Consider the following 25,802-nt stretch of genomic DNA (forward strand, 5'->3'; position numbering starts at 1 on the left):
ACCCAGCGCCGAGAAAACACGCTATAGACGCCGCCCAAAAGGCAAGGCCAACCGGTATCCATGGCGAAAATCTCCCTGAAGCTCGATGAACTGATCGACGGCGACGCTTTGCGCCGCGAGATGACGGCGCTGACCGCGGCCAGCGCTGGCGACGGTTCCAGCCAGGCCATCCGTGCCGCCGTTCTTCAGCTTCTCAAGGGGCGCCTCGCCGAGGGCCGCAAGACAGCCGAGGCCATGCTGATGCAAGATGGCGGCGGCAACGCCTGCGCCGAACGGCTGTCGCACCTGATGGACGAGCTGATCCGGGCGCTCTACGATTTTGCCGCGACGCATGTCTACCGGGTGAAGAACCGGTCCTCGGCCGAACGCATGGCGGTCGTTGCCGTCGGCGGCTATGGCCGCGGCACGCTGGCGCCGGGATCCGACATCGACCTGTTGTTCCTGCTGCCCTACAAGCAGACGCCGTGGGGCGAACAAACGGTCGAGTACATGCTCTACATGCTGTGGGACATGGGGCTGAAGGTCGGCCATGCCACCCGCAACATCGATGAGTGCCTCAGGCTGTCGCGCACCGACATCACCATCCGCACCTCGATCCTGGAGGCGCGATTCCTGTGGGGCGAACGCAAGCTCTATGATGAGCTGATGCTGCGCTTCGACCACGAGGTGGTGCGCACGACCGGCCCGGAATATGTGCAGGCCAAGCTCGCCGAACGCGACGAGCGCCATGCCAAGGCCGGTGAAAGCCGCTATCTGGTCGAGCCCAACGTCAAGGACGGCAAGGGTGGGTTGCGCGATCTGCAGACGCTGTTCTGGATCGGCAAGTATTTTTACCGCGTGCGCACCGGCGAGGAACTGGTCGAGAAAGGCGTCTTCACCGAGGCCGAGTATCGCGAGTTCCAGAAGGCCGAGGATTTCCTGTGGGCGGTGCGCTGCCACATGCATTTCCTCACCGGGAAGGCCGAGGAGCGGCTGCATTTCGACATCCAGCGCGAGATCGCCGAACGGCTCGGCTATACGACCCATCCCGGCCTGTCGGCGGTCGAACGCTTCATGAAGCACTATTTCCTCGTTGCCAAGGATGTCGGCGACCTGACCCGCATCTTCTGCGCCGCGCTGGAAGAGGAGCAGGCCAAGCACGTTCCCGGCTTCAACCGCATCTTCCTGACCTTCCAGCGCCGCAAGCGCAAGCTGGCCGGGACGTCAGACTTCATCGTCGACAACCATCGCATCAACATCGCCGACGACCAGGTGTTCGAGCGCGATCCGGTCAATCTTCTCAGGCTGTTCTGGTTCGCCGACAAGCACGGGCTGGAATTCCATCCCGATGCGCTGAAACTGCTCACCCGTTCGCTCGGCCTGGTCAACAAGTCGCTCAGGCGCGACGAGGAAGCCAACCGGCTGTTTCTCGACATATTGACCTCGGACCGCAACGCCGAACTCAACCTGCGGCGCATGAACGAGGCGGGGCTGCTGGGCCGGCTGATCCCGGATTTCGGCAAGATCGTCGCCATGATGCAGTTCTCGATGTACCACCACTACACGGTCGACGAGCACTTGATCCGCTGCATCGGCGTGCTGGCCGAGATCGAGCGCGGCGATGGCGAGAAGGTGCATCCGCTGTCGCATTCGCTGATGCCGGGCCTGAAGAAGAGCCGCGAGGCGCTTTATGTCGCCGTGCTGCTGCACGACATCGCCAAGGGCAGGCCTGAAGACCATTCCGAGGCCGGCGCCAGGATCGCAAGGCGGATCTGCCCGCATATGGGGCTTTCGCCGGCCGATACGGAAACCGTCGCCTGGCTGGTCGAGAACCACCTCGTCATGTCGATGACGGCGCAGACCCGCGACCTCAACGATCGCAAGACGATCGAGGACTTCGCCTCGATCGTGCAGTCGGTCGAGCGGCTGAAGATGCTGTTGATCCTAACCGTCTGCGACATCCGGGGCGTCGGACCGGGCGTGTGGAACGGCTGGAAGGGCCAGTTGCTGCGTACGCTCTACTACGAGACCGAACTGCTGCTGACCGGCGGCTTTTCGGAAGTCTCGCGCGCCCAACGCACGGCGGCGGCACGCGAACGCCTAGCGGAGGCGCTCGCCGACTGGCCCGACAAGGCGCGCAAGCGCTATGTCGGACTGCATTATGAAAACTACCTGCTGACCGTGGACCTGCCAGACCAGCTTCGCCACGCCGAATTCATCCGCGAGGCGGACGCGGCGGGCAACAAGCTCGCCACCATGGTCAAGACCCACCAGTTCGAGGCGGTGACCGAAATCACCGTGCTGGCGCAGGACCATCCCCGTCTTCTCTCGGTCATTGCCGGGGCATGCGCCGGCGCCGGCGGCAACATCGTCGACGCGCAGATCTTCACCACGTCGGACGGCCGCGCGCTGGACACGATCCTGATATCGAGGGAGTTCGACCGCGACGAGGACGAGCGCCGGCGCGCCGAGCGCGTCGGCAAGCTGATCGAGGACGTGCTGTCGGGCAAGAGCTGGCTGCCGGAAATGATCGAGAAACGGACCAAGCCAAGGCGCGGATCCAAGGTGTTCAAGATCCCGCCGCGCGCCGAAATCCGCAACGCGTTGTCGAACCGGTTTTCGGTCATCGAGGTCGAGGGGCTCGACCGGCCCGGCCTGCTGTCGGAAATCACCGGGACGCTGTCCGACCTATCGCTCGACATCGCCTCGGCGCATATCACCACTTTCGGCGAGAAGGTCATCGACACCTTCTATGTCACCGACCTCACCGGCCAGAAGATCGACAGCCCGGCCCGCATCGCCACCATTCGCAACAGGTTGATAGCGACGCTCGAAGGCGCGGCACTCGAACGCGGCGGCAGGGCCAGGGCAGCCGCCGAGTGACGGCCATCATCTCCTTCTTCCAATCCCACAGGCAGTCTGCGAACGCATGAGTCTCGTCAAGAAATTCGCCACCGTCGCTTCCGGCACGTTGATGAGCCGTGCGCTCGGTTTCGGCCGCGAGATGCTGATGGCAGCCGCACTGGGCACCGGACCGGTCGCGGACGCCTTCAACGCCGCCTTCCAGTTCCCCAACACGTTTCGCCGGCTGTTCGCCGAGGGCGCCTTCAACGCCGCCTTCGTGCCGCTGTTCGCCAAGGAAATCGAGACGCACGGCACCGACGGCGCCAAGCGTTTCTCGGAAGAAGTGTTCGGGGTCCTGTTCTCGGCGCTCTTGGCGCTGACCATCGCCATGGAACTGGCGATGCCGCTGATCGTGCGCTACCTGGTGGCGCCGGGCTTCGCCGACACGCCGGGCAAGTTCGAGACGACCGTTACGCTTGCGACGATCATGTTCCCCTATCTCATCTGCATGTCGCTCGCCGCCATGATGGCGGGGATGCTGAACTCGCTGCGCCGCTATTTCGCGGCGGCGATCGCGCCGGCTTTCCTCAACATCATCCTGATCAGCGTGCTTGGCTACGCCTGGTACCATGGGCTGGATGCACATGCTGTCGGCTTCGCCCTGTCCTGGGGCGTGCTGGCGGCGGGCATGGTGCAACTCGCCATCGTCTGGGTGGCGGTGCGCAATGCCGGCATCTCGATCGGCTTCCGCCGGCCGAAGATGACGCCGAACGTGAAGCGGCTCCTGATCCTGGCGCTGCCGGCGGCGATCACCGGCGGCATCACCCAGATCAACCAGCTGATCGGCACGGCCATCGCCTCGGCGCAGGACAGTGCCGTCTCCTCGCTGGCCTATGCCGACCGCGTCTACCAGCTGCCGCTCGGTGTCGTCGGCGTCGCGGTGGCGATCGTGCTGCTGCCCGAGCTGTCGCGGGCGCTGAAGTCGGGCAACCTGATCGAGGCGGCCAATCTGCAGAACCGCTCCGTCGAATTCACCCTTTTCATGACCTTGCCTGCGGCGGCGGCGCTGTGGGTGATGTCGGAGCCGATCGTGCGGCTGGTCTACGAGCGCGGCGCCTTCGCCGCCAACCATTCGACCCCTGTCGTGGCGGCGATCCTTGCGATCTTCGGTCTCGGCCTGCCGGCCTTCGTCCTGATCAAGGCCTTCACCCCAGGCTATTTCGCCCGCGAGGACACGCGCACGCCGATGATCTTCGCCGCAATCTCCGTGGCGGTGAACGTCGCCACCGCGCTGACGCTGTTCCCGAGGATGGGCGCGCCCGGCATCGCCGTGGCGTCGGCCGTCGCCGGCTGGGTCAACGCGCTGATGCTGCTTGCCGTGCTGATCCGGCGCGGCCATTGGGGTCGCGACGTTCCGCTCTTGAAACGCATTCCGCGCCTCGTGCTGTCAGCGGTGGTAATGGGGGTCGCCCTCTATTTCGCCGAGCATTATTTCGCCGTCAGGCTCGGACCGGGCTCGCCGCTGGTGATCAAGGCAACGACCGTGCTGGCGCTGGTGGCGGGCGGGGCGACGCTCTATTTCGTCACGGCGTTCGCCACGGGCGGCGCCGATTTCGGCATGATCCGCAGGAATGTGAAACGTGGCTCAGGCAAGGCGGCGGTCAAGGACCCGTCCCAGGATTTATAGTGTCTGCGCCGCCCCTCATTGCCCTGCCGGGCATTTCTCCCCGTGGAACGGGGAGAAAGAGGCTGAGCGGGCTACGGCGCTTTTTCTCCCCGTCACTATACGGGGAGAAATGTCCGGCAGGACAATGAGGGGCGGCGCGAACCTGTCAGGACGAAGTCATCCGCCCAGCGGCCCAACTTCCGCCTCTTGATCCCGTCCGCCCCTTCGTTCATAAGCGCGCCGTCGAAAGACTTTCGCCGCGTGCGAAACGGCCCTCCACAAGCCACGGGGAAAATCCATGTCCGCCTTCAAGCCACTCGTCTTCTCCGGCGTCCAGCCGACCGGCAATCTGCATCTCGGCAACTATCTCGGCGCCATCAAGAAATTCGTCGCCCTGCAGGATACGTCGGACTGCATCTACTGCGTCGTCGACCTGCATTCGCTGACCGCGCAACTCGTCCATGACGACCTTGCCGACCAGACGCGGTCGATCACCGCGGCGTTCCTCGCCTCCGGCATCGACCCGAAGAAGCACATCGTCTTCAACCAGTCGCGGGTGATGCAGCATGCCGAGCTCGCCTGGATCTTCAATTGCGTCGCGCGCATCGGCTGGATGAACAAGATGACGCAGTTCAAGGACAAGGCCGGCAAGGACCGCGAGAATGCCTCGCTGGGCCTGCTCGCCTATCCCTCGCTGATGGCGGCCGACATCCTGCTTTATCGCGCCACCCATGTGCCGGTGGGCGAGGACCAGAAGCAGCATCTGGAATTGACCCGCGACATCGCCCAGAAATTCAACAACGATTTCTCCAACCGCATCGCCGGTCTTGGCGTCGGCGTCGAGATGCAGGTCGGCGAGGAGACGGTGAACGGCTTCTTCCCGATCACCGAACCGGTCATCGGCGGCCCGGCGGCGCGCATCATGAGCCTGCGCGACGGGTCGAAGAAAATGTCGAAGTCGGACCCATCGGATCTGTCGCGCATCAACCTGACCGACGATGCCGACACCATCTCGAAGAAGATCCGCAAGGCCAAGACCGACCCGGAGGCCTTGCCGAGCGAGGTCGACGGACTGGAAAGCCGGCCCGAGGCGGAGAACCTGGTCGGCATCTATGCGGGCCTCGCGGAAATGTCGAAAGCCGATGTGCTGAAGCAATTCGGCGGCCAGCAATTCTCCGTGTTCAAGCCGGCGCTGGCCGATCTCGCGGTGGAGAAACTGGCGCCGATCGCCAGCGAGATGCGCCGCATCCAGGGCGACCGCGCCTATGTCGACGCGGTGCTCCGGGATGGCGGCGAACGCGCCGGCGTGCTCGCCGAGACGACTATGAAGACGGTGCGCGACATTATCGGGCTGCTGCAGGGCTGAGCCCGATCGTCAATGCGCCGCCTCGTACCGGCCCAAGACATACTGGCCTATGGCCGGCGGCTTGCCGCCGGCCTGCCGCGGTGGCAGATTGCGGCCGAAAAGATACCGAGTAGATAGACATGGTCTCCAAACGCCTCAGCCGCGAAGCCGGTCATCGCAGGAAATTCCTGACGATCATCGATGACACGCCGGAATGCGAACGCGCCGTCGCCTACGCTTCGAAGCGGGCGCAGAGCACCAGCGGCACGCTGGTGCTGCTCTATGTCATCGTGCCGGACGACTTCCAGCACTGGCTGGGCGTCGAGAAGATCATGCGCGAGGAGGCGAACGCCACGGCGCGCGCGGCGCTGGACGGCTACGCCAACAAGGTGCGCCAGAAGCTCGGCATCGAACCGGAGATGGTCGTGCGCGAAGGCAAGCCGACCGAAGAGATCCACAAGCTGATCGAGGAAGACCAGGACATCGCCATTCTCGTGCTGGCGGCCGGCGCCGGCAAGGAAGGGCCGGGCCCGCTGGTCGGTGCCGTGGCCGGCAAGGGTGCCGCTTTCCCCATTCCGGTCACCGTTGTACCGCAGAATCTGTCGGATGAGGAAATCGACAGCCTGGCCTGAGGCCCGCCCGGGATTCAGCTCCCCAGCCAGCAAAAACATTCCGCCGGCCGGCCGTTCCGGCGATGCGTTTCGCTTGAATGTCCCGCCGATAGAGCCTATTTAGAACTATTCCAAACTAGTTGCCCAAAACGGGCATGGAGACGGCCATGTTCATCCAGACCGAGTCGACGCCCAATCCGGCGACGTTGAAGTTCCTGCCTGGCAAGGAAGTGCTGCTCGAAGGCACCGCCGATTTCCGCGATGCTGACAGTGCGGCGACGGCCTCGCCGCTGGCTGGGCGGCTGTTCGAAATCCCTGGCGTCACTGGCGTGTTCTTCGGCTATGATTTCATCACCGTGTCGAAGGACGGTCCGGACTGGCAGCACCTGAAGCCGGCGATCCTCGGCGCCATCATGGAGCATTTCATGTCCGGCGCGCCTGTCATGGCCAAGGCCGGCCCCGCCGCCGAGACCAGCCAGACGGGCGAATTCTACGACAAGGCCGACGAGGAGCTCGTCATCACCATCAAGGAGTTGCTCGACACGCGCGTGCGCCCGGCGGTCGCCCAGGACGGCGGCGACATCACCTTCCGTGGCTTCGAGAACGGCACCGTGTTCCTGCACATGAAAGGTGCCTGTGCCGGTTGCCCGTCCTCGACGGCGACGTTGAAGCACGGCATCCAGAACCTGCTTCGCCATTTCGTGCCGGAAGTACAGCAGGTCGAACAGGTTTCCTGATTCTTCTTCCGCGCCGCCAGTCGATCTGCGAGCGCGGCCTGAAACATCCTATCCGCGAACAACAAAAAACCGGGCCGAATTGCCCGGTTTTCTGTTTGGGACGTCCGTTGTTGCCTAGACGGTCCGCGTATGAAAGGTGACTTCCAATTTAACCACGATATGCCGAAAAAGCGGACAGGCTTTCCGGCACCATGGCCTAAAGAACGATGACCTTGGCGCCGACCTCGGCGCGATCATAGAGGTCGATGACATCCTGGTTCATCAGGCGGATGCAGCCCGACGACATGGCCTTGCCGATCGAGTTCCATTCCGGGCTGCCGTGCAGGCGGTAGCCCATGTCGCCGCCCTTGTTGAACAGGTACATGGCGCGCGCGCCGAGCGGGTTCTTCAGGCCTGGATCCATGCCGCCGGCGAACTTGGCGAGTTCGGGCTGGCGCTTGATCATCTGCGAGGGCGGCGTCCAGGTCGGCCATTCGCGCTTGATGGCGATATGGGCGGTGCCGTGCCATTCGAAGCCCTCGCGGCCGACGCCGATGCCGTAGCGGATGGCCCGGCCGTCACCCTCGACGAAGTACAGAAACTTGTTCTGCGTATCGACGATGATGGTGCCCGGCTTTTCCTTGGTGTCGTAGCTGACTTCCTGGCGATGGTACTTCGAGGGAACCTTCTCGATCGGGATGCGCGGCAGCTGGTAACCGGCATCGGTCACCGCGCCATAGTCGTTGGAAAAGATCTGCCCGCCGATGGTGCTGCAACCGGCAATAGCGGTGGACAGCGCCAATGCGGCAAGTATTGCAAGCGACTTCATGCGCATGTGGTGATCCGGTGCCCTGCCCAAACTGGAGCGGCACGAGTCGGCCGCTTTCTCGCCATCATTCATGCTGGCATTTGCTTTGCTTGCCAAGCACACGATGCCTATATGCGGGGACTTACGTGCTGGTATGCGTATCACTATGGTATTTCGGCAACATACTTCACCGGATTGTGAAGGAAATTCAATGGGGCCTGAATCACGGGCCCCGCAAAATCGAGGACCCGCCATGAATGTCGGCGACGCCGCCCACCGCTCAGGCCTGCCTGCCAAGACCATCCGCTACTACGAGGAGATCGGCCTGATCGCGCCCGCGCGCGCCGCCAATGGCTACCGCGATTATTCGGGCGACGACATCCACCGGCTGGCCTTCCTGCGCCGCGCGCGCAATCTCGGCTTTTCCATAGACGATTGCCGTCAGCTGATGGCGCTCTACAGGGATCGCGGCCGCGCCAGCCACGATGTGCGCGCGATCGCCGCCGCCCATGTCACGGCCATCGAGGAGAAAGTGCGCGAATTGCAATCGATGCGCTCGACGCTGCAGAAGCTCGTCCACGCCTGCCATGGCGACGAGCGGCCGGATTGTCCGATCCTGGATGATATGGCGGGGGCGGCGTTAGTCGGCGACAAACCCCAGCGCAGGATCGATGGACAACGTGTTGAAGACGGTGATCAACGCCAGGGTGCCGAAGGGCGACAAGCCGGATAGGTGTTGGCGGTGCGAGCGGCCTTGCTACTTCTCCGTGAAGGCCGCCAGCATTGGTTCGTGTGGTATATTGCATGCTCTAATATGAGCGTAGGATATAGGCACTGCCGCTGTCCCACTGACCGGTGACCCCGGTGATCGGAGAGACCGCATGACCCGCGACCAGATGCTCGCCCACCTTCGCGCCGCCGATGCGGTCGCTCGCGAGGCTGCCGCGCACGGCCACCATCCGTTCGGTGCGGTGCTGGTTGGCCCCGATGGCGCGATCCTCATGCGCCAAGGCAACATCGACACCGTGCATCACGCCGAAACCGAACTTGCGCGGCGCGCGGCGGCAGCCTATTCGCCGGAGTTTCTCTGGACATGCACGCTGGTCTCGACCGGCGAGCCCTGTGCGATGTGCACCGGAACGCTCTACTGGGCAAATATCGGCCGGCTGGTCTACGGCTTCGAGGAAACCGAACTCCTCGCGCTGACTGGCGACCATCCCGAAAACCCGACGATGAGCCTGTCCTCGCGCATTGTGCTCGGCTCTGGACAGAAGAAGATCGAGGTTCACGGCCCCTTCCCCGAAATTGCGGACGAACTGGTCTCGGTGCACCGTGGCTTCTGGCAGCGGTAGTGGTTCTTCGCGCCCAAGGGGTGGGTTGTCAAATATCCAATCGCCGGGTTCAAACCGTGAACAAAATCTGGCATGGTGCCTGGCATGCCAATCATCTCCCCGATTCCCCTGAATCCTCTGATCGACGGCCGCCAGTCCGAGCGCGCCATGCTGGTGCGGCGCGGCGTGCAGCGGTTGCTGATGCAAATGGGCGCGCATGTACTGCCTGAGCTGTCGCTGGCCACCGGCCGCCGAGCCGACCTCGTGGCGCTGACCCGGCAGGGCGACATCTGGATCATCGAGATCAAATCCTCGATCGAGGATTTTCGCGTCGACCGCAAATGGCCTGATTACCGGCTACATTCCGACCGTTTTTTCTTCGCCACCCATCCCGGCGTGCCGGCGGAGATTTTTCCGGAAGAGTGCGGGTTCATCCTCTCCGACGGCTATGGCGCTGAAATCCTGCGCGACGCACCCGAACACCGCATGGCGGCGGCAACGCGCAAGGCGCTGATGCTGCGCATCGCGCGCGCCGGTGCTTCGCGGCTGCTCTCGGCGGAGCTTGCGGGTGTCGCGGTGCCGGTGCTCGAGGGGGAAAGCGAGTAGCGGCTGGCAATTGCGCCAAGTGTCAACGGCAGCTTCGCAGAACCAAGGCCTGCAAAACCCGCTCTACTCCCCCACTTCCTCCCCACCCGCCGCCGGCGCCATCAGCAATAGGGCGGCGCCAAGCAGCGCGGCAACGAATGAACCCGCGAGAATGCCAACCTTGACCGCGTCCTGCAGCGCCATGTCGCTGGCGAAGGCGAGCAGGCCGATGAACAGGCTCATGGTGAAGCCGATGCCGCACAGCAGCGAGATGCCCAGCATGTGCATCCAGCCTGCATGGGCCGGCAGGTCCGCAAGGCCGAAGCGGATGGCGAGCGCGGAGGAGCCGAACACGCCGACCAACTTGCCGACGACGAGACCGGCCGCGACGCCCAGCGTCAACGGCTCGATCAGGGCGCCGAAACTCAGGCCGGCGAGCGAAACGCCGGCATTGGCAAAGCCGAAGATCGGGATGACGATGAACGCCACCAGCTTGTGCAGGCCATGCTCGAGCCGGTGCAGCGGCGAATGGTCGAGATCGTGGCCGATCCCGGCGGAGCGTTCGAGCGGAATGGTGAGCGCCAACGCAACGCCGGCCAGCGTGGCATGGACGCCCGACTTCAGCACCAGCACCCACAGGATGGCGCCAAGCACGAGATAGGGCACCAGGCTCATCATCCGCATGCGGTTGAGCACGACAAGCACGGCAATGACGGCGAAGGCCGCGCCGAGATAGGCCAGCGACAGGCCGCTGGTGTAGAATATGGCGATGATGATGACCGCGCCGAGGTCGTCGATGATGGCAAGCGCGGTCAGGAAGACCTTCAGCGAAGCCGGCACGCGGCTGCCGAGCAGCGACAGCACGCCGAGCGCGAAGGCGATATCGGTGGCGGTCGGGATCGCCCAGCCGGACAGTGCGGCCGGATTGTTGCTGTTGACAGCGACATAGACCAGCGCCGGCACCACCATGCCGCCTGCCGCGGCGATGCCGGGCAGCACCCTGCGCGGCCAGGTCGAGAGCTGGCCATCCAGCATCTCGCGCTTGATCTCCAGCCCGACGAGCAGGAAGAACACCGCCATCAGCCCGTCATTGACCCAGTGCGAGACACTGAGCGGCCCGAGATAGGCGTGGAGAACGGCGAAATAGGTTTCGGCGAGCGGCGAATTGGCGACGATCAGGGCAAGGGCGGCCGCTGCAATCAGGATGATGCCGCCGGCCGCCTCGCTGTCGAGGAATTCGCGGAAGACGGAAACCGGCCGCTGCTTCTGATCCTGCATGTCGCCTCCGTCATGCCGCCTGCTCGGCGGATTTTCATTGTCCAAGCGTCGGCGCTGCCCCTCACCTGCCTGCCGGCATCCTCTCCCCGTATAGTGACGGGGAGAGGGGCGCTGTTATCGCCGATTTCGCCAACCGCCGATGTCGCAACATGGCGCCGCGTTGCGGCGGGCCGCTTTCTCCCCGTACGGGGAGAAAGCCCGGCAGGGCAATGAGGGGCGGCACTGACCTGTCTAATAGGCGGTCTCCGCTGCGCGTTGTAAACTGGTATTGGTCTGATGCTCCGCGTGGTTGACGCGCCTCAGCGCGGCGCGCGCTTGGCCAGGATCCGCTGCAGCGTGCGGCGATGCATGTTGAGCCGGCGCGCGGTCTCGGAGACGTTGCGTTCGCACATTTCGTAGACGCGCTGGATATGTTCCCAGCGGACACGGTCGGCCGACATCGGGTTTTCCGGCGGGGCGGCGCGCTCGCCGGTGGTGCGGGTCAGTGCGGCAAAGACATCGTCGGCATCGGCGGGCTTCGAAAGATAGTCGACGGCGCCGAGTTTCACCGCCGTCACCGCGGTGGCGATGTTGCCGTAGCCGGTCAGGATGATGGTGCGGGAATCCTCGCGCTTCTCGCGGATGGCGGCGACCACGTCGAGGCCGTTACCGTCGCCCAGCCGCATGTCGACCACGGCATAGGCGGGCGGATTGGCGCGGGCTTTGCCCACGGCCTCCTCGACGCTCTCCGCCGTCTCGACCACGAAGCCCCTGGTTTCCATGGCACGGGCCAGACGGGTCAGGAACGGCTTGTCGTCGTCGACGATCAGAAGCGAGGTGTCCTCGCCTTCAACCATAGGCCCACTGTTTTCATCGCCTGTCATCGTCTTAAAAAATTCCTGCTGCCTTATTTTTACGCAGATATAGTTTTGCGGGGCTATTGTCCAATTTACGCAGTGTCAAACATGGTCGCCGGGGACGATTGCGGGTTCAGGAAGACATTTCTCGGCCACGAAATCCGCACCACCGCCCCTTCGCCGAGGCCGCTCGAATTGCGAAAATCGAGCGTGGCGCCAGACCGTTCGAGCAAAGTCTTGGCGATGAACAGGCCGAGCCCGAGGCCGCCGCCAGCTTCCGTACCCTGGCGTGTCGACATATAGGGCTCGCCAATGCGGTCGATGATCTCGGGCGGAAAACCCGGGCCGTCATCGGTGATCGAGAAGGAGACCATCGCCTCGTCCCAGCTCCAGCGCACGGTGACGCTGTTGCGGGCGAAATCGACGGCATTCTCGACCAGGTTGCCGAGGCCGTAGATGACACCCGGATTGCGCCGCCCGACAGGCTCCGGCCCGGTCCGGTCGCCGGGGCGGAGCTTGATCGAAATGCCGAAGTCGCGATGCGGCGCGGTGACCTCCTCGACCAGCGAGGTCAGCGGCAGGCGCGACAGATGCGCCTCGCCCTCCGACGACAGGCTGGTCAGGCGTTTCAGGATTTCGCGGCAGCGCTCGCTCTGCGAGCGCAGCAGCTTCACGTCTTCCCCGTATTTCGGATCGGTGCCGAGCGCCTTCTCCATTTCCTTGGCGACCAGCGTGATGGTGGCGAGCGGCGTGCCGAGTTCGTGCGCGGCGGCGGCAGCCAACCCGTCGAGCGCGGAAAGATGCTGCTCGCGCTGCAGCACCAGTTCGGTGGCGGCCAGGGCGTTGGCCAGAAGCCGGGCCTCGGCGGCCACCCGAAAGGCGTACATGGCGGTGAAGGCGATGGACGACAGCACCGCCATCCACATGCCTGCAACATACACGAAGGGCATGGCCAGCGGCGCGTCCTCATGCCAGGGCAGCGGCAGATGGCGGAAGACCAGCAAGGTCGCCGCTATCATCACCAGCCCACCAAGGATGGCGGTGAGCCGAAGGGGAAGCGACGTCGCCGAAATGACGACCGGCACGGTCATCAGCAGCGAGAACGGGTTGGTCAGGCCACCGGTCATGTAGAGCAGGCCGGCAAGCTGCAGGCTGTCGAAGATCAGGATGCCGAAGGCGGCGAACGGGGTGAGTCTATGCGCGGCCGGAAACCGGAAGGCCAGAAACAGGTTCATCCAGGCCGAACAGGCGACCAGCGCAAAACACAGGCTGACCGGCAGCGGGAATTTCAGGCCGTAGGCGACGACAAGAACCGTCAGGCTCTGGCCGACAATGGCAAGCCAGCGCAGCCGGATCAGCGTGTTGAGGCGCAGCCGCTGGCTCTGCTGGAAATCGGGCGTGTTCAGGATGTTGATCATGGCCATGGATTACAGCCGCGGGATGGACAGCGCTAGTAGCGGCGCAAAGGGACATTCGGGATTGGCCGAGGCCTCAAAACTTCGTCATCCCAGGGCGGAGCAGGAGCGTAGCTCCGTCGCGGAGACCCTGGGATCCATTCCGTGACCTTCGACCTGGTGCGGCTGGGCAGGATTCCGCGCCGACGTAGCCACCTTGAAGTCGCGGCATAGATCCTCGGGTCTGCGCCGCGTCGCTACGCTCCTTGCTTCGCCCGTGGATGACGAAGTGATTGATGCTTTCGCGAAATTTTCGAGGGAAGTCCCGCTGACCCAAGCGGCCCGCCAAAGCGCCCATGGCTAGGTCCCGCGCGGTTTGGCGCGGGCGGTCGCGGCGGCGAGCAGCGGATTCTCCGGCCAGACATGCTTGGGATAGCGGCCGCGCATGTCGGCGCGCACATCGGCCCAGGAGCCGCGCCAGAAGCCGGGCAGGTCGCGCGTCGTCTGGATCGGCCGGTGCGCGGGGGACAACAGTTCGAGTGTCAACGGCACGGTGCCGTTGGCGATCGAAGGATGGCGGTCGAGGCCGAACAGTTCCTGGACGCGGACCGCCAGAACCGGCCATTCGCCGTCATAGCGGATCGGCACGTGACTGCCCGACGGGACGTCGAAATGGGTCGGCGCCAGCGCATCGACCTTGCGCTGCAGGTCATGCGGCACGAGCGACGACAGCCCGGCCGGGATCACACCAGCATCGATGGCAGCCAGGGACGCCGCACCGGACAGAAACGGCAGCAGCCAGTCATCGAGGCGCTCGATGAGCGTTTCATCCGACATGTCTGGCCAGGGCGCGCCTAAGCCCTTGTGAAGCCAGGACAGCCGCTGGCGCAGCGTCTGGGCCTCCTTGCTCCAGGTCAAAAGGGAAAGCCCATGCTCGCGCAACGCCTCAAGAATAGCGCGGTCGGCATCGGCGCCGACCGGCGCCGGCAGCATACGTTCGGCGAGTGTGATGGCGCCGAGGCGCACGGTTTCGCGCACCCGCACGGCGCGGCGCTCGCGATCGAAACTCGTCTGCCTGCGCGTTTCGATCTTGCCGCCAAGGGCTGACCGGATATCCTCCTCGCTGATTGCCGCCGCCGCCGTGATGCGGGCATTCTGCGCCTTGCCCTGGAGGTCGGCGACGACCAGAAAGGGTTCGCCCGCCAACGGATCGGCGGCGTCGAGCATGGCGCCGGAGCCATTGGCCAGCACGAAACGGCCGCGCTCGCCGCGCGCCTTGGCGACGCGGTCCGGCCAGGCATGGATGAGCAGGGTCCCGGCGTGAACAGCTCCGCTGGTCTTCGGATCGCCGACCTGCCTGGCCAGGCGCTCGGCAAGCTGGCGCGCCGACGTGGCACGTGGCGATTTCTCGCCGCGAAAGCGCATCAGCCTCCGTTCGAGATCGGCACCGTCGCCGCCAAGGCCGCGTTCGGTGAGCAACACCGCAAGCATGGCCGCCTCGCCGGCATGACCGCTGCCGGCCGCCTCGGCGACCATATGCGCCAGCCGCACCGGCAAGGCGAGCTTGCGGATCGAAGCGCCCGCTTCCGTCAAGCGCCCGGCCTCGTCGATGGCATCGAGCGCGCGCAGCAGCGCCCTTGCTTCATTGAGCGCCGGCGCCGGCGGCGGATCGAGGAAGGCAAGTCTGGTTGGATCGGCGACGCCGAAGGCGGCGCAGTCGAGCAGCAGGCCGGACAGGTCCGCCTCGAGGATTTCCGGCGGCGTGAAGGCGGGCAGTGCCGCCGTCTGCTCGGCGCGCCACAGCCGGATCGCGACGCCGGCCTGCGTGCGACCGGCGCGGCCGGCGCGCTGGTCGGCGGAAGCCTTGCTGACGCGAACTGTCTCCAGCCGTGTCAGGCCGCTGGCCGGTTCATAGCGCGGCAGCCGCGACAGGCCGGAATCGATGACGACGCGCACGCCGTCGATGGTAATCGAGGTCTCGGCGATCGAGGTCGCCAGCACCACCTTGCGGCGGCCCGCCGGTGCCGGCTTGATCGCCGCGTCCTGCGCCTTGCCGTCGAGTTGACCATAGAGCGGGACGATATCGGTGTCGGCGCCGACCTTGCCGGACAGCCGCTCGGCGGTGCGCTCGATCTCGCGCTGGCCGGGCAGGAAGGCAAGCACGCTGCCGCTCTCGTCGGCAAGGGCGGAGCGGATCGCCCTGGCCATGGCATCCTCGATTGCCGCGCCAGCCGGCCGTTCGTCGTACCTGACATCGACAGGGAAGGCGCGGCCCTGGCTTTCGATCACCGGCGCGCCCGACAGGAGTTTCGCGACCCGTGCGCCGTCGAGCGTCGCCGACATCACCAGCAGGCGCAGATCCGGCCGCAGTGCGCCCTGGACGTCGAGGGCGAGAGCGAGACCGAAATCGCCGTCGAGCGAGCGCTCGTGGAATTCGTCGAAAATGACCGCCGAAACGCCGGGCAGTTCAGGGTCGTCAAGAATCATCCGCGACAGAACGCCCTCGGTGACGACCAGGATTTTCGTCCGTGCCGAGGTGCGGTTTTCCATCCGCATGGCATAGCCCACCGTAGCGCCCGGCTCCTCCCCAAGCAGTTCGGCCATGCGGCGCGCGGCGGCGCGGGCGGCAAGCCGGCGCGGTTCGAGCAACACGATCTTGCCCGTGCCCGCCCAGGGCGCATCGAGCAGCGCCAACGGCACCAGCGTGGTCTTGCCGGCGCCGGGTGGCGCCACCAGCACGGCGCTGTTGCCGGAGCCGAGCGCCTCGCTCAGCGCCGGCAGCACGGCGGATACTGGAAGCTCCGGCAAGGACTTGGTCGTCATTGCGCCCGCATATCAGCCGTCACGGGGGCGGTGCAACTTATCGAATTGCGGCGACTCAAAGCCGGGTGCGCGAAAACGGGTTCCAGCGCACCGTGCCCAGCCGCACTTCTTCGCGCACCATGGTCAGCAGGCCGGAGCCGCCGACGACCCCGAGGCCGACAAGCGACAGCCAGTCCGGATATTCCTGGAAGAACAGCGCGCCGAGGATCACCGCCCAGACGATCTGCGAATAATGCGTCGGCGCGATCCGGTTGGCGGGGGCGTATTTGGCGGCCAGCAGTTGCAGCAATTGTCCGCCTGCGGTGAATGCGCCCGCCATCACCAGCCAGACCAGCTGTTTTCCATCCGGAACCGTGAACGAGGTCGCGGCGGCACCGATGCCGTTGAACAGCAGTCCGTACCCGATCAGTACGCCGAGAATGGTTGTGCGTTTTTCCCGCTGCGCCAGCGAACGCATCAGGATGACGTTGGTGGCGGCGAGGAAAGCGATGATGAAAGCGGCAAGGTGGCCTAGGTGCAACTCGCGAAAGCCTGGCCTGACCACCAGCATGACGCCGGCGAAGCCGGCGACCACCGCCAGCCAGCGCCAGGGGCCAACCTTCTCCTTGAGGATCACGGTGGAAAGAATGGTGACGCAGAGCGGCGCCAGAAAGATAAGCGCATAGGCCTCGGCCAGCGGAATGGTGGTGAAGGCATAGACGCTGAGCACGCCTGATGCGATGCCGGCCCAGGCCCGCGCCTGCACCGCCCAGGGACGTTTGGTGCGCCAGAAATCACGCCAGCGCTCGCTGGCCGGCCGACTGAAGAAAAGGAAGCAGCCGGCGAACAATGTCGAGAAGAAGCCGATCTCGAACACCGTGAATTGGCCGCCCAGGCTCTTGATAACGGCATCGCTGCACGAATAGCTTGCATAGGCGATGAGGGCGAGCAGGATTCCGTTCGGCACGTTTTTTCATTTCCGGGAGAGAATAGTTGAAAATACTGGCGCTCGGTGCGCATCCGGACGACATCGAGATCTTCATGTTCGGTACGATGGCCGCCTATGCCGCGCAAGGCGCAGCACTCACTTTTGCCGTGGCCACCGATGGTGCCAGGGGCGGCAAGAGCGATCCCGCCGTTCTGGCTCGTGTCCGCCGCGAGGAAGCGATGGCCGCGGCCGCGCTGCTCGGGGCCGCGCCGCGCTTTCTCGACTTTCCCGACGGCGGCCTGGTGGCGGATGCCGCACTGATCGATGAGCTGAAAACGCTGATCCGCGAAATCGGGCCGGATCTCGTGATCACGCACGCGCCCAACGACTATCACGCCGACCACCGTGCACTGTCGGACGGCGTGCGCATCGCGTCGTCGTTCGGCGTCCCCGTGCTGCATGCCGACACGATGGGCGGCACCGGATTCTCGCCGACGCACTATGTCGATGTTTCCGCCCATGCCGAGATCAAGGCCAGGGCAATCCGCATGCACCAGTCCCAGGACCCGGATCGCTTCGTCGATGTCGCGCTGACGCAGAACCTTTTTCGCTCGGGCCAATGCAATGGTGCACCGGGGTCGCAGGCTGAAGCCTTTCGCTTCGAACCGATGTTTCCCTTCGGGGATATCCGCGCGCTGCTGCCGCCGGCGCCCCCGATCCGGACGGTGATGATGAGCACCAGGCGGGTCGACTGACCCCTCGGAGCACGTCCACACTCCGCGATCATCCGACCGGCGCTCGGCGCTTTTCCCAACGTTTTCAGATACCGGCGCAAACATGCTGCGGCGCAGCAACGAATTCGCTTGCGTTGTTTAGTAAAAAGAGCATCACTAAACAAATTACTAAACATCTGCGGCGCGACGATGCCGCCATGTTTGGGCCTCTGAGGAGAGAGGTTGAGAGTTCTTGAAACCGTCATCCGGACGTGTTTCACAAATGGGAGGAAGGCATGAAATCGAGCTTTAAACTGGCTTTGGGACTGACCTCTGCGATTGCAGCGTCGACAGCCGTCTCGAACGCCGCGCACGCTGAAGACCTGACGCTGTGCTGGGCCGCCTGGGACCCGGCCAACGCGCTTGTCGAACTGTCGAAGGATTTCACCAAGGAAACCGGCATCGGCATGAAATTCGAATTCGTGCCGTGGACCAACTATGCAGACCGTTTCCTCAATGAGCTGAACTCGCACGGCAAGCTCTGCGACCTGATCATCGGCGACAGCCAGTGGATCGGCGGCGCGGCCGAGAACGGCCACTACGTCAAGCTGAACGACTTCTTCGACAAGGAGAAGATCAGCATGGACGACTTCGTACCGGCGACCGTGGTGGGCTATTCCGAATGGCCGAAGAACACGCCGAATTACTGGGCGCTGCCGGCCATGGGCGACGTCGTCGGCTGGACCTATCGCAAGGACTGGTTCTCCAAGCCCGAACTGCAGAAGGAGTTCAAGGAGAAGTATGGCTGGGATCTCGGCCCGCCTGCCACCTTCGACCAGTTGAAGCAGATCGCCGAATTCTTCCAGAAGCGGCAGATCGACGGCAAGACGGTCTACGGCGCCTCGATCTACACCGAGCGCGGTTCCGAAGGCATCACCATGGGCGCGATGGACGTGCTCTACAGCTATGGCTTCCAGTACGAAAACCCGAAGAAGCCCTACGAGATGGAAGGCTTCGTCAACTCCGAGAAATCGGTCAAGGGGCTGGAATTCTACAAGGCTCTCTATGACTGCTGCACCCCACCCGGCGCCTCGAACAGCTACATGGGTGAAGGCGTCGATGCCTTCAAATCCGGCCAGGTGGCGATGCACATGAACTTCGCCTTCACATGGCCGGGCCTGCAGAAGGACGAGAACGTCGGCGGCGACAAGATCGGCTATTTCGTCAACCCGAAGGGTCCTGACGGCGACCAGTTCGCCCAGCTCGGCGGCCAGGGCATTTCGGTGGTGTCCTATTCCGACAAGCAGGAAGCGGCGCTGAAATACATCAAGTGGTTCGCCAACAAGGACGTGCAGGCCAAGTGGTGGTCGCTCGGCGGCTATTCCTGCCTGAACGCGGTGGTGAAGGATCCGAAATTCCCCGCCAGCCAGCCCTATGCTCAGACCTTCCTCGACTCGATGGCCATCGTGAAGGACTTCTGGGCCGAGCCGAGCTACGCGCCGCTGCTGCAGGCCTCTCAGAAGCGCTTCCACGACTATGTCGTCGCCGGCCAGGGTTCGGCCAAGGATGCGCTCGACGGGCTGGTCAAGGACTGGACCCAAGTGTTCCAGGACGATGGCAAGATGTAACTGGGGCAAGATGTAACCGGCTCCTCCCGAGCCAGGCCCAAGCGTCCCGTGCCGCCCTTGGCACGGGACGCAGTTCAGATAAATTCCATGATAGAGACGACCCAAGTGACCGAAGCAGGACTTACCATGCTCAATCGGACCGCGGAGAACGTTGCCCGGGCGACCCCGGAACCGTTGGCGCGCAAGGTCCGGGGCATCAGCGACAAGGGCCTCGCCTGGCTGTTCATCTCGCCGACGATCCTGTTGCTGCTCGCCATCAATATCTTCCCGCTGTTCTGGGCGATCTATCTGTCGTTCACCAATTTTCGCGCCAACCGCCCGAACGAGGTGGTGAAGAACCTCGGTTTCGCCAACTACCAGCGCATCCTAGGCGACCAGGACATCTGGATCGCCATGCAAACGACAGCGCATTTCGTGTTCTGGACCATCCTGTTGCAGACGCTGATCGGCTTCACGCTGGCCTGGCTGATCGACAGGAAGTTCCGCGGCCACGCTTTCTGGACGACGCTGATCCTGGTGCCGATGATGCTGTCGCCCGCAGTGGTCGGCAATTTCTGGCGCTTCCTCTACGAACCCCAGATCGGCCTGTTTTCCTATGTCATCTCGTTCGTGTCGGGCATCCCGCCGACAAGCATCCAGATGCTCTCCAATGTCTCGCTGGCACCGTGGTCGATCATCATCGTCGACACCTGGATGTGGACGCCCTACGTGATGCTGATCTGCCTGGCGGGCCTGCGCTCGATCCCCGAATACATCTATGAGGCGGCCGAGGTCGACCGCGCCTCCAACTGGCGGCAGTTCTGGTCGATCACACTGCCGATGGCGCTGCCCTTCATCATGCTAGCGGTGCTGTTTCGCGGCATCGAGAACTTCAAGATGTTCGACATGGTCAATCTGCTGACCGGCGGCGGGCCGGGCTCGACCACCGAGGTGGCCTCGATCACGCTGAAACGGCAAGCCTTCGAAAGCTGGCGCACCGGCTATTCCTCGGCCTTCGCCATCATCCTGTTCGTCGCGGTGTTCGGTCTCGCCAACATCTACGTCAAGGCGCTCAACAAGGTGAAGCAGAGATGAGCCTGACCACAGCCCATTCGGTCGTCGCCCCCTCGGCAAGTTCGAAGCGCATCGCCGGCGCGATCATCATCGCCTATGCGCTGATCTCGATCGTGCCGCTCTTGTGGATCTTCGCCACCAGCTTCAAGACACCGCCGGATTCGATCGCCTATCCGCCCAAGATCGTGTTCCAGCCGAGCATCGAGGGCTACTGCAACCTGTTCACCACGCGCACGAGGCAGACGCCGGAATACATCAATTCGCTGGGGCCAGCGACTGGCTTCTGCGACGAGACGGTGCGCAAGCGCAACATGGTGATCGCCGGACCATCCAACTTCCTGCCGCGCTTCGTCAATTCGCTGGTCATCGCCTTCGGCTCGACCTTCTGCGCCGTCTTTCTCGGCACATTGTCGGCCTATGGCTTCTCGCGCTTCAAGGTGCCGCTCGCCGACGACCTTCTGTTCTTCATCCTGTCGACACGCTTCATGCCGCCTATCGCGGTCGCTATTCCCATCTACCTGATGTACCGCGAACTCGGCCTGTCCGACACCGCGCTCGGCATGATCCTGCTCTACACGGCGGTCAATGTGTCGCTGGCGGTATGGTTGCTCAAAGGCTTCATCGACGAGATCCCGCGAGAATACGAGGAAGCGGCGATGATCGACGGCTATACGCGGCTGCAGGCCTTCTGGCGCACCGTGCTGCCGCAGGCCACGACCGGCATCGCCGCGACCGCCATCTTCTGCCTGATCTTCGCCTGGAACGAGTATGCGTTCGCCGCGCTGCTGACCTCGGGCACGGCACAGACCGCGCCGCCCTTCATCCCGACCATCATCGGCGAAGGCGGCCAGGACTGGCCGGCGGTGGCAGCCGGCACGACGATCTTCCTGGTGCCGATCCTTGTCTTCACCATCCTGCTCCGCAAGCAATTGCTGCGCGGCATCACCTTCGGCGCGGTGCGCAAATGATGGACTTGGCACAAAGTCGCCCCCCACTCCGTCGAGCTTCGCTCGACACCTTGCCGGGGCGAGCCACGGGTCTCGCCCGTCCTTCGGACCCCCCGATCGACGGGGTAGAGGAAGGGCGCGAACTTCATTCAACCAGGCTCCCTTCCTCTCCCTCCGGAGGGGGGAGAGGTGGCGCTGCGAAGCAGCGACGGAGTGGGGGAACCACCTGGCAACCATCTCTCCCCCTGAACGGGGAGAAGGAGGGGAGGAACGCATGAGCCGCTCGGTTATCTCCAAGCGCCCATCTTGGCCACGCTGGGCAAGGCGCGGGCTGATGGAAAACATAGCGACGGCACTGATCGCCATCGGCTTCCTGATGCTGTTCCAGCCTTTCGCGCTGTCGCTCTACACCTATTCCTTCATCACCATGCTTGCCGGCACGGTGATGTTCATCATCGTCTCCAAGTTCCCGGAATAATCATGGCCGAAATCCGCGTCCAGCATCTGAGAAAGGCCTTCGGCGATTTCGTCGCCGTGCAAGACTCCAACTTCGTCGTCGAGGATGGCGAGTTCTTCGTCATGCTCGGACCGTCCGGTTGCGGCAAGACCACCACCTTGCGCATGATCGCCGGGCTGGAGCTGCCGACCGGCGGCCAGATCCTGCTCGGCGGCGACGACGTTACCATGCTCAGGGCGCGCGAGCGCGACATCGCCTTCGTCTTCCAGCTGTTCGCGCTCTACCCGCACATGAATGTACGCAAGAACATCGGCTTCCCGCTGCTGGCGCAAGGCATGTCCTCCGCCGAAATCCGCAGCCGCGTCGAGGAAACCGCGAAGCTTCTGCGCATCGACCATCTGCTCGACAAATCCGTCTCCGGCCTCGCCGGTGGCGACCGCCAGCGCGTCGCGCTCGGCCGCGCCATCGTGCGGCGGCCAAAATGCTTCCTGATGGACGAACCGCTGGGGACGCTCGACACCGAATTCCGCGATTTGATGGTCCATGAATTGCGCGAACTGCACAACCGCATCCACGCCACCACGGTCTATGTCACGCATGACCAGATGGAAGCGATGTCGATGGCCGACAAGATCGCCGTCATGAACCATGGCGTCATCGAGCAGTTCGGCACGCCACGCGAGATCTACGACCGCCCGGCGTCCATGTTCGTCGCCGACTTCATCGGCTCGCCGCCGATGAATTTTCTGGGCTTCGGCGGCGGGATCGCCAAGGGCGCGAGGGAGATCGTCGTGCAGGGCGCCAAAGTCACGGTGCCGGAGGTACGCGAGGATGTCGGGCCGGCCGACATGGCGCTCGGCATCCGCCCCGAACACATCCGCTTCGACGACGCATCGAAACTGCGCGGCTCAATCTACGGCACCGAATATCTCGGCACCACGCAGATCGTCGCGGTGGAGACATCGGACGGCATCATCAAGGCGCGTGTGCCGGCCGAAATCCGGCTCAACGCCGGCGACCATGTCGGCCTGACGCTGAACAGCGCGCGGCTGTCGCTGTTCGAAAAAGGCTCAGGGCGCGCGGTGAAGACGGCGATCCACGATACCGCCTCTCAGGGGAGAGTGCAGCATGGCTGATGTGCGCATCAAAGGCGTGACCAAGAGTTTCGGCGAGCATGTCGCCGTCAACGGTCTCGACCTGCATATATCAGACGGCGAATTCGTCGTGCTGCTCGGGCCGACCGGCGCCGGCAAGACGACGACATTGCGCCTGATCGCCGGACTGGAGCGGCCGGATACCGGTACGATCGAGATCGGCGGCCACAATGCCACCAGCCTGTCACCGGCCGAGCGCGACACCGCTTTCGTTTTCCAGCAATATTCGCTCTATCCGCATCTGTCGGTGTTCGACAATCTCGCCTTTCCCCTGCGCTCGCCGGCACGAAAAATACCGGAAGACCAGATTCGCCGCCGGGTCGAGGAGGTGGCGAAGATGGTGCGCATCCATCACAAGCTCGCCAACCGTTCGACCAAATTGTCGGGCGGCGAAATGCAGCGCGTCGCCATCGGCCGCGCGCTGGTCCGCAAGCCGTCCATCTACCTGATGGACGAGCCGCTGTCGTCGCTGGACGCCAAGCTGCGCGCGGATCTGAGGCTCGAGCTGAAGCGCATCCAGTCCGAACTCGGCGCCACCATGCTCTATGTCACCCACGACCAGATCGAAGCCATGACCATGGCCGATCGCATCGGCATCCTGGCCGACGGCGTGCTGGTGCAGATCGGCACGCCGCGAACCATCTACTCCGAGCCGGCAAATCTGCACGTCGCGGCAAGGCTCGGCCAGCCCGCCATCAATCTTCTACCGACAGGGCTGCTGCCGGATGGCAGCGCGCCGGCCGGCACCAAGACGATCGGCGCGCGCACCGAGCACCTGGCGATCGAGAAAGCCGTGAATGGCCATGCCGACGGCGTCGTCGACTGGGTCGAGCATCTCGGCGACCAGAACCATCTGCATGTGACGGTGGGGCCGAAGAAACTGGTGACGCTGACCGATCCCGACACGGATCTGGCGCAAGGCGACAAAGTGGCGATCCGCTATCGCTCGCCGCTCTATTTCGGCGCTGACGGACAACGACTGATGTGAATGGTTTTTCGGTGTCCCTCGCCAAGGTGATGCCGGCTTCTGATTGACGAAATACGGGACGAATTCGATGAAGCACTTTTTCAACCGCAGGGAAACGATCGTCACCGAGGCGCTGGACGGATTGTTGCGCACCATTGGCTCAGGCAACCTCGCGCGCCTCGACGGCTATCCCGAGATCAAGGTCGTGCTGCGCGCCGATTGGGACAAGTCCAAGGTCAGCGTCGTCTCCGGCGGCGGCGCCGGGCACGAGCCGTCGCATGCCGGCTTCGTCGGCAAGGGCATGCTGACAGCTGCCGTCTCGGGCGAGATCTTTGCCTCGCCGAGCGTCGAAGCGGTGCTGGCGGCCATTCGCGCGGTCACCGGACCGGCCGGCTGCCTGCTGATCGTCAAGAACTACACCGGTGACCGGCTCAATTTCGGCCTCGCTGCGGAAAAGGCGCGCGCCGAAGGCTTTCGAGTCGAGATGGTGATCGTCGCCGACGACATCGCGCTGCCTGACATCGCCCAGCCGCGCGGTGTCGCGGGCACGCTGTTCGTGCACAAGATTGCAGGCCATCTGTCGGAAGCCGGCCAGGATCTGGCCGAGATCGCGGCCGCGGCGCGGGCGGCGGCGAAGGATATCATTTCGCTCGGCATATCGCTGTCGTCCTGTTCGATCCCGGGCCAGCCGCATGAAGACAGGTTTGGAGCCGATGATGGCGAACTCGGCCTTGGCATCCATGGCGAGCCTGGCGTCGAGCGCATCGCGGTGCAGAGCGTCGACCGGCTGGTGGCGATCATGGCGGAGCGCTTGGCAGTGCGGCTCGACCCGAAGGCCACCTATGCCTTGCTGATCAACAATCTCGGTTCGGTGCCACCGCTCGAAATGTCCTTGGTCGCCAATGCGGTACTTGCCTCGCCGCTCGCCAGGGCCGTCAAGTTGACGATCGGTCCCGGCCCGCTGATGACGGCGCTCAACATGAACGGGTTCTCGCTGTCGCTGATCCGGCTCGATGCGGCGCGCCAAGCGGCCCTGCTGGCGCCGGTCGGCCCGCACGCCTGGATGCCGGCAAAGCCGGTCGTGGCGCCTTATGTCGTGCCGATGGTCAAACCAGCGCACGAAGGCGCGGCACGTAAGGCCAGCCACGACGCAGGCACAAGGCGCTTGATCGTGACGGTCTGTGAAAAGCTGATTTCGCTTGAAGCGACATTGAACGGCCTGGACGCCAAGGCAGGCGACGGTGACACCGGCTCGACGGTGGCGACCGGTGCACGCAGCATCCTCGAACGGCTCGATACGCTGGCGCTTGCCGACCCCGCAGCGACGCTTGGCGCCGTCGGCGACCTTCTGAGCGCCTCGATGGGCGGCTCCAGTGGGGTGTTGTTGTCGATCTTCTTCACAGCGGCGTCGCGGGCCCTCGATGGCGGCACTGATGTACCCAAGGCCCTGCTTGCCGGGCTTGAACGAATGACCTTCTACGGCGGCGCAAAACCCGGCGATCGCACTATGGTCGACGCGCTGGAGCCGGCCCTGAGGGCGCTCGACGCCAAGGGCCTGGAGGAAGCCGCGATAGCGGCCGCGCGCGGCGCCGAAGCCACGGCCGCGATGGAGAGGGCGAAGGCCGGCCGGTCGGCTTATGTCGGCACCAAATTGCAAGGTGTGGTCGACCCCGGTGCTCATGCCGTGGCCGAAGTGTTCGCGGCCGCCGCCGCGCAGCATGCCACGGCCTGACGCATGCTCCAGTTGCCGAACGACCGTT

General features: G+C 64.3%; 22 protein-coding genes. 16 read left to right on the forward strand and 6 right to left on the reverse strand.

Annotated features, from left to right (window positions below):
- Window positions 1-60 precede the first annotated feature (60 nt).
- From EN808_RS27645 to EN808_RS27670, 5 genes are all read left to right on the forward strand, one after another.
- On the forward strand, window positions 61-2,862 hold the full coding sequence (locus EN808_RS27645; protein ID WP_135917282.1) for a [protein-PII] uridylyltransferase: 2,802 nt from the start codon (window positions 61-63) through the stop codon (window positions 2,860-2,862).
- Window positions 2,863-2,908: 46 nt separating this feature from the next.
- The gene (gene murJ, locus EN808_RS27650) at window positions 2,909-4,510 is read left to right on the forward strand and encodes a murein biosynthesis integral membrane protein MurJ (RefSeq protein ID WP_135917283.1); all 1,602 of its coding nucleotides are present in this window, start codon (window positions 2,909-2,911) and stop codon (window positions 4,508-4,510) included.
- A 277-nt stretch (window positions 4,511-4,787) separates the two neighbouring features.
- On the forward strand, window positions 4,788-5,855 hold the full coding sequence (trpS, locus tag EN808_RS27660; protein WP_127277841.1) for a tryptophan--tRNA ligase: 1,068 nt from the start codon (window positions 4,788-4,790) through the stop codon (window positions 5,853-5,855).
- A gap of 119 nt (window positions 5,856-5,974) precedes the next feature.
- On the forward strand, window positions 5,975-6,466 hold the full coding sequence (locus tag EN808_RS27665) for a universal stress protein (RefSeq protein WP_010913128.1): 492 nt from the start codon (window positions 5,975-5,977) through the stop codon (window positions 6,464-6,466).
- A gap of 146 nt (window positions 6,467-6,612) precedes the next feature.
- Window positions 6,613-7,182 (forward strand): NifU family protein, encoded by a 570-nt coding sequence (locus EN808_RS27670; protein WP_027142904.1) that lies wholly within the window; start codon window positions 6,613-6,615, stop codon window positions 7,180-7,182.
- Between the two features lie 196 nt (window positions 7,183-7,378).
- On the opposite strand, the gene EN808_RS27675 is transcribed toward EN808_RS27670, so the two are convergent.
- Window positions 7,379-7,996: a L,D-transpeptidase gene (locus EN808_RS27675; protein WP_127279442.1), complete on the reverse strand. Its 618-nt coding sequence runs from the start codon at window positions 7,994-7,996 to the stop codon at window positions 7,379-7,381.
- A 226-nt stretch (window positions 7,997-8,222) separates the two neighbouring features.
- On the opposite strand from EN808_RS27675, the gene cueR reads away from it, so the two are divergent.
- The 3 genes from cueR (at window position 8,223) to EN808_RS27690 (ending at window position 9,906) form a co-directional block, all read left to right on the forward strand.
- On the forward strand, window positions 8,223-8,702 hold the full coding sequence (cueR, locus tag EN808_RS27680; RefSeq protein WP_245464435.1) for a Cu(I)-responsive transcriptional regulator: 480 nt from the start codon (window positions 8,223-8,225) through the stop codon (window positions 8,700-8,702).
- A gap of 148 nt (window positions 8,703-8,850) precedes the next feature.
- Window positions 8,851-9,321, forward strand: coding sequence for a nucleoside deaminase (locus EN808_RS27685; RefSeq protein WP_127279441.1), 471 nt, complete (start codon window positions 8,851-8,853; stop codon window positions 9,319-9,321).
- Between the two features lie 84 nt (window positions 9,322-9,405).
- Window positions 9,406-9,906 (forward strand): MmcB family DNA repair protein, encoded by a 501-nt coding sequence (locus tag EN808_RS27690; protein ID WP_189521958.1) that lies wholly within the window; start codon window positions 9,406-9,408, stop codon window positions 9,904-9,906.
- 63 nt (window positions 9,907-9,969) lie between these two features.
- Here EN808_RS27690 and nhaA read toward each other — a convergent pair whose 3' ends face one another.
- From nhaA to EN808_RS27725, 5 genes are all read right to left on the reverse strand, one after another.
- Entirely contained in the window at window positions 9,970-11,163 is a 1,194-nt protein-coding gene (gene nhaA / locus EN808_RS27695; protein ID WP_135917285.1) for a Na+/H+ antiporter NhaA, read from the reverse strand.
- 299 nt (window positions 11,164-11,462) lie between these two features.
- Window positions 11,463-12,026: an ActR/PrrA/RegA family redox response regulator transcription factor gene (locus tag EN808_RS27705; protein WP_015314185.1), complete on the reverse strand. Its 564-nt coding sequence runs from the start codon at window positions 12,024-12,026 to the stop codon at window positions 11,463-11,465.
- 65 nt (window positions 12,027-12,091) lie between these two features.
- Entirely contained in the window at window positions 12,092-13,423 is a 1,332-nt protein-coding gene (locus EN808_RS27710) for an ActS/PrrB/RegB family redox-sensitive histidine kinase (RefSeq protein ID WP_135862295.1), read from the reverse strand.
- 330 nt (window positions 13,424-13,753) lie between these two features.
- Window positions 13,754-16,216, reverse strand: coding sequence for an ATP-dependent helicase HrpB (hrpB, locus tag EN808_RS27720; protein WP_135917286.1), 2,463 nt, complete (start codon window positions 16,214-16,216; stop codon window positions 13,754-13,756).
- A gap of 55 nt (window positions 16,217-16,271) precedes the next feature.
- Window positions 16,272-17,162 (reverse strand): DMT family transporter, encoded by an 891-nt coding sequence (locus EN808_RS27725; RefSeq protein WP_135917287.1) that lies wholly within the window; start codon window positions 17,160-17,162, stop codon window positions 16,272-16,274.
- A gap of 26 nt (window positions 17,163-17,188) precedes the next feature.
- On the opposite strand from EN808_RS27725, the gene EN808_RS27730 reads away from it, so the two are divergent.
- The 8 genes from EN808_RS27730 (at window position 17,189) to EN808_RS27765 (ending at window position 25,774) form a co-directional block, all read left to right on the forward strand.
- Window positions 17,189-17,878: a PIG-L deacetylase family protein gene (locus tag EN808_RS27730; RefSeq protein WP_135917288.1), complete on the forward strand. Its 690-nt coding sequence runs from the start codon at window positions 17,189-17,191 to the stop codon at window positions 17,876-17,878.
- 254 nt (window positions 17,879-18,132) lie between these two features.
- The gene (locus EN808_RS27735) at window positions 18,133-19,464 is read left to right on the forward strand and encodes an ABC transporter substrate-binding protein (protein ID WP_127873006.1); all 1,332 of its coding nucleotides are present in this window, start codon (window positions 18,133-18,135) and stop codon (window positions 19,462-19,464) included.
- Between the two features lie 126 nt (window positions 19,465-19,590).
- Window positions 19,591-20,538, forward strand: a complete 948-nt coding sequence (locus EN808_RS27740) for a sugar ABC transporter permease (RefSeq protein ID WP_095771946.1) — start codon at window positions 19,591-19,593, stop codon at window positions 20,536-20,538.
- Window positions 20,535-21,485, forward strand: coding sequence for a carbohydrate ABC transporter permease (locus tag EN808_RS27745; protein WP_135917289.1), 951 nt, complete (start codon window positions 20,535-20,537; stop codon window positions 21,483-21,485). Before EN808_RS27740 ends, EN808_RS27745 begins: the two co-directional genes overlap by 4 nt.
- 253 nt (window positions 21,486-21,738) lie before the next feature.
- The gene (locus tag EN808_RS27750; protein ID WP_127278072.1) at window positions 21,739-21,942 is read left to right on the forward strand and encodes a hypothetical protein; all 204 of its coding nucleotides are present in this window, start codon (window positions 21,739-21,741) and stop codon (window positions 21,940-21,942) included.
- A gap of 2 nt (window positions 21,943-21,944) precedes the next feature.
- Complete coding sequence (locus tag EN808_RS27755) at window positions 21,945-23,057, forward strand: ABC transporter ATP-binding protein (RefSeq protein ID WP_135917290.1); 1,113 nt, start codon at window positions 21,945-21,947, stop codon at window positions 23,055-23,057.
- Complete coding sequence (locus EN808_RS27760; protein ID WP_135917291.1) at window positions 23,050-24,063, forward strand: ABC transporter ATP-binding protein; 1,014 nt, start codon at window positions 23,050-23,052, stop codon at window positions 24,061-24,063. Before EN808_RS27755 ends, EN808_RS27760 begins: the two co-directional genes overlap by 8 nt.
- Before the next feature lie 67 nt (window positions 24,064-24,130).
- Window positions 24,131-25,774, forward strand: a complete 1,644-nt coding sequence (locus EN808_RS27765; RefSeq protein ID WP_135917292.1) for a dihydroxyacetone kinase subunit DhaK — start codon at window positions 24,131-24,133, stop codon at window positions 25,772-25,774.
- Window positions 25,775-25,802 lie beyond the last annotated feature (28 nt).

Origin of the sequence: Mesorhizobium sp. M8A.F.Ca.ET.165.01.1.1 (assembly GCF_004792065.1) — a bacterium.
Lineage (GTDB): Bacteria > Pseudomonadota > Alphaproteobacteria > Rhizobiales > Rhizobiaceae > Mesorhizobium.

Coding starts and splice junctions, on each gene's coding strand:
- EN808_RS27755 (WP_135917290.1), top strand. CDS start 21,945: ATGGCCGAAATCCGCGTCCAGCATCTGAGAAAGGCCTTCGGCGATTTC.
- EN808_RS27710 (WP_135862295.1), bottom strand. CDS start 13,423: ATGGCCATGATCAACATCCTGAACACGCCCGATTTCCAGCAGAGCCAG.
- EN808_RS27675 (WP_127279442.1), bottom strand. CDS start 7,996: ATGCGCATGAAGTCGCTTGCAATACTTGCCGCATTGGCGCTGTCCACC.
- EN808_RS27670 (WP_027142904.1), top strand. CDS start 6,613: ATGTTCATCCAGACCGAGTCGACGCCCAATCCGGCGACGTTGAAGTTC.
- EN808_RS27645 (WP_135917282.1), top strand. CDS start 61: ATGGCGAAAATCTCCCTGAAGCTCGATGAACTGATCGACGGCGACGCT.
- EN808_RS27665 (WP_010913128.1), top strand. CDS start 5,975: ATGGTCTCCAAACGCCTCAGCCGCGAAGCCGGTCATCGCAGGAAATTC.
- trpS (WP_127277841.1), top strand. CDS start 4,788: ATGTCCGCCTTCAAGCCACTCGTCTTCTCCGGCGTCCAGCCGACCGGC.
- EN808_RS27750 (WP_127278072.1), top strand. CDS start 21,739: ATGAGCCGCTCGGTTATCTCCAAGCGCCCATCTTGGCCACGCTGGGCA.
- EN808_RS27690 (WP_189521958.1), top strand. CDS start 9,406: ATGCCAATCATCTCCCCGATTCCCCTGAATCCTCTGATCGACGGCCGC.
- nhaA (WP_135917285.1), bottom strand. CDS start 11,163: ATGCAGGATCAGAAGCAGCGGCCGGTTTCCGTCTTCCGCGAATTCCTC.
- EN808_RS27745 (WP_135917289.1), top strand. CDS start 20,535: ATGAGCCTGACCACAGCCCATTCGGTCGTCGCCCCCTCGGCAAGTTCG.
- EN808_RS27765 (WP_135917292.1), top strand. CDS start 24,131: ATGAAGCACTTTTTCAACCGCAGGGAAACGATCGTCACCGAGGCGCTG.
- EN808_RS27760 (WP_135917291.1), top strand. CDS start 23,050: ATGGCTGATGTGCGCATCAAAGGCGTGACCAAGAGTTTCGGCGAGCAT.
- EN808_RS27735 (WP_127873006.1), top strand. CDS start 18,133: ATGAAATCGAGCTTTAAACTGGCTTTGGGACTGACCTCTGCGATTGCA.
- murJ (WP_135917283.1), top strand. CDS start 2,909: ATGAGTCTCGTCAAGAAATTCGCCACCGTCGCTTCCGGCACGTTGATG.
- cueR (WP_245464435.1), top strand. CDS start 8,223: ATGAATGTCGGCGACGCCGCCCACCGCTCAGGCCTGCCTGCCAAGACC.
- EN808_RS27705 (WP_015314185.1), bottom strand. CDS start 12,026: ATGACAGGCGATGAAAACAGTGGGCCTATGGTTGAAGGCGAGGACACC.
- EN808_RS27685 (WP_127279441.1), top strand. CDS start 8,851: ATGACCCGCGACCAGATGCTCGCCCACCTTCGCGCCGCCGATGCGGTC.
- EN808_RS27740 (WP_095771946.1), top strand. CDS start 19,591: ATGCTCAATCGGACCGCGGAGAACGTTGCCCGGGCGACCCCGGAACCG.
- hrpB (WP_135917286.1), bottom strand. CDS start 16,216: ATGACGACCAAGTCCTTGCCGGAGCTTCCAGTATCCGCCGTGCTGCCG.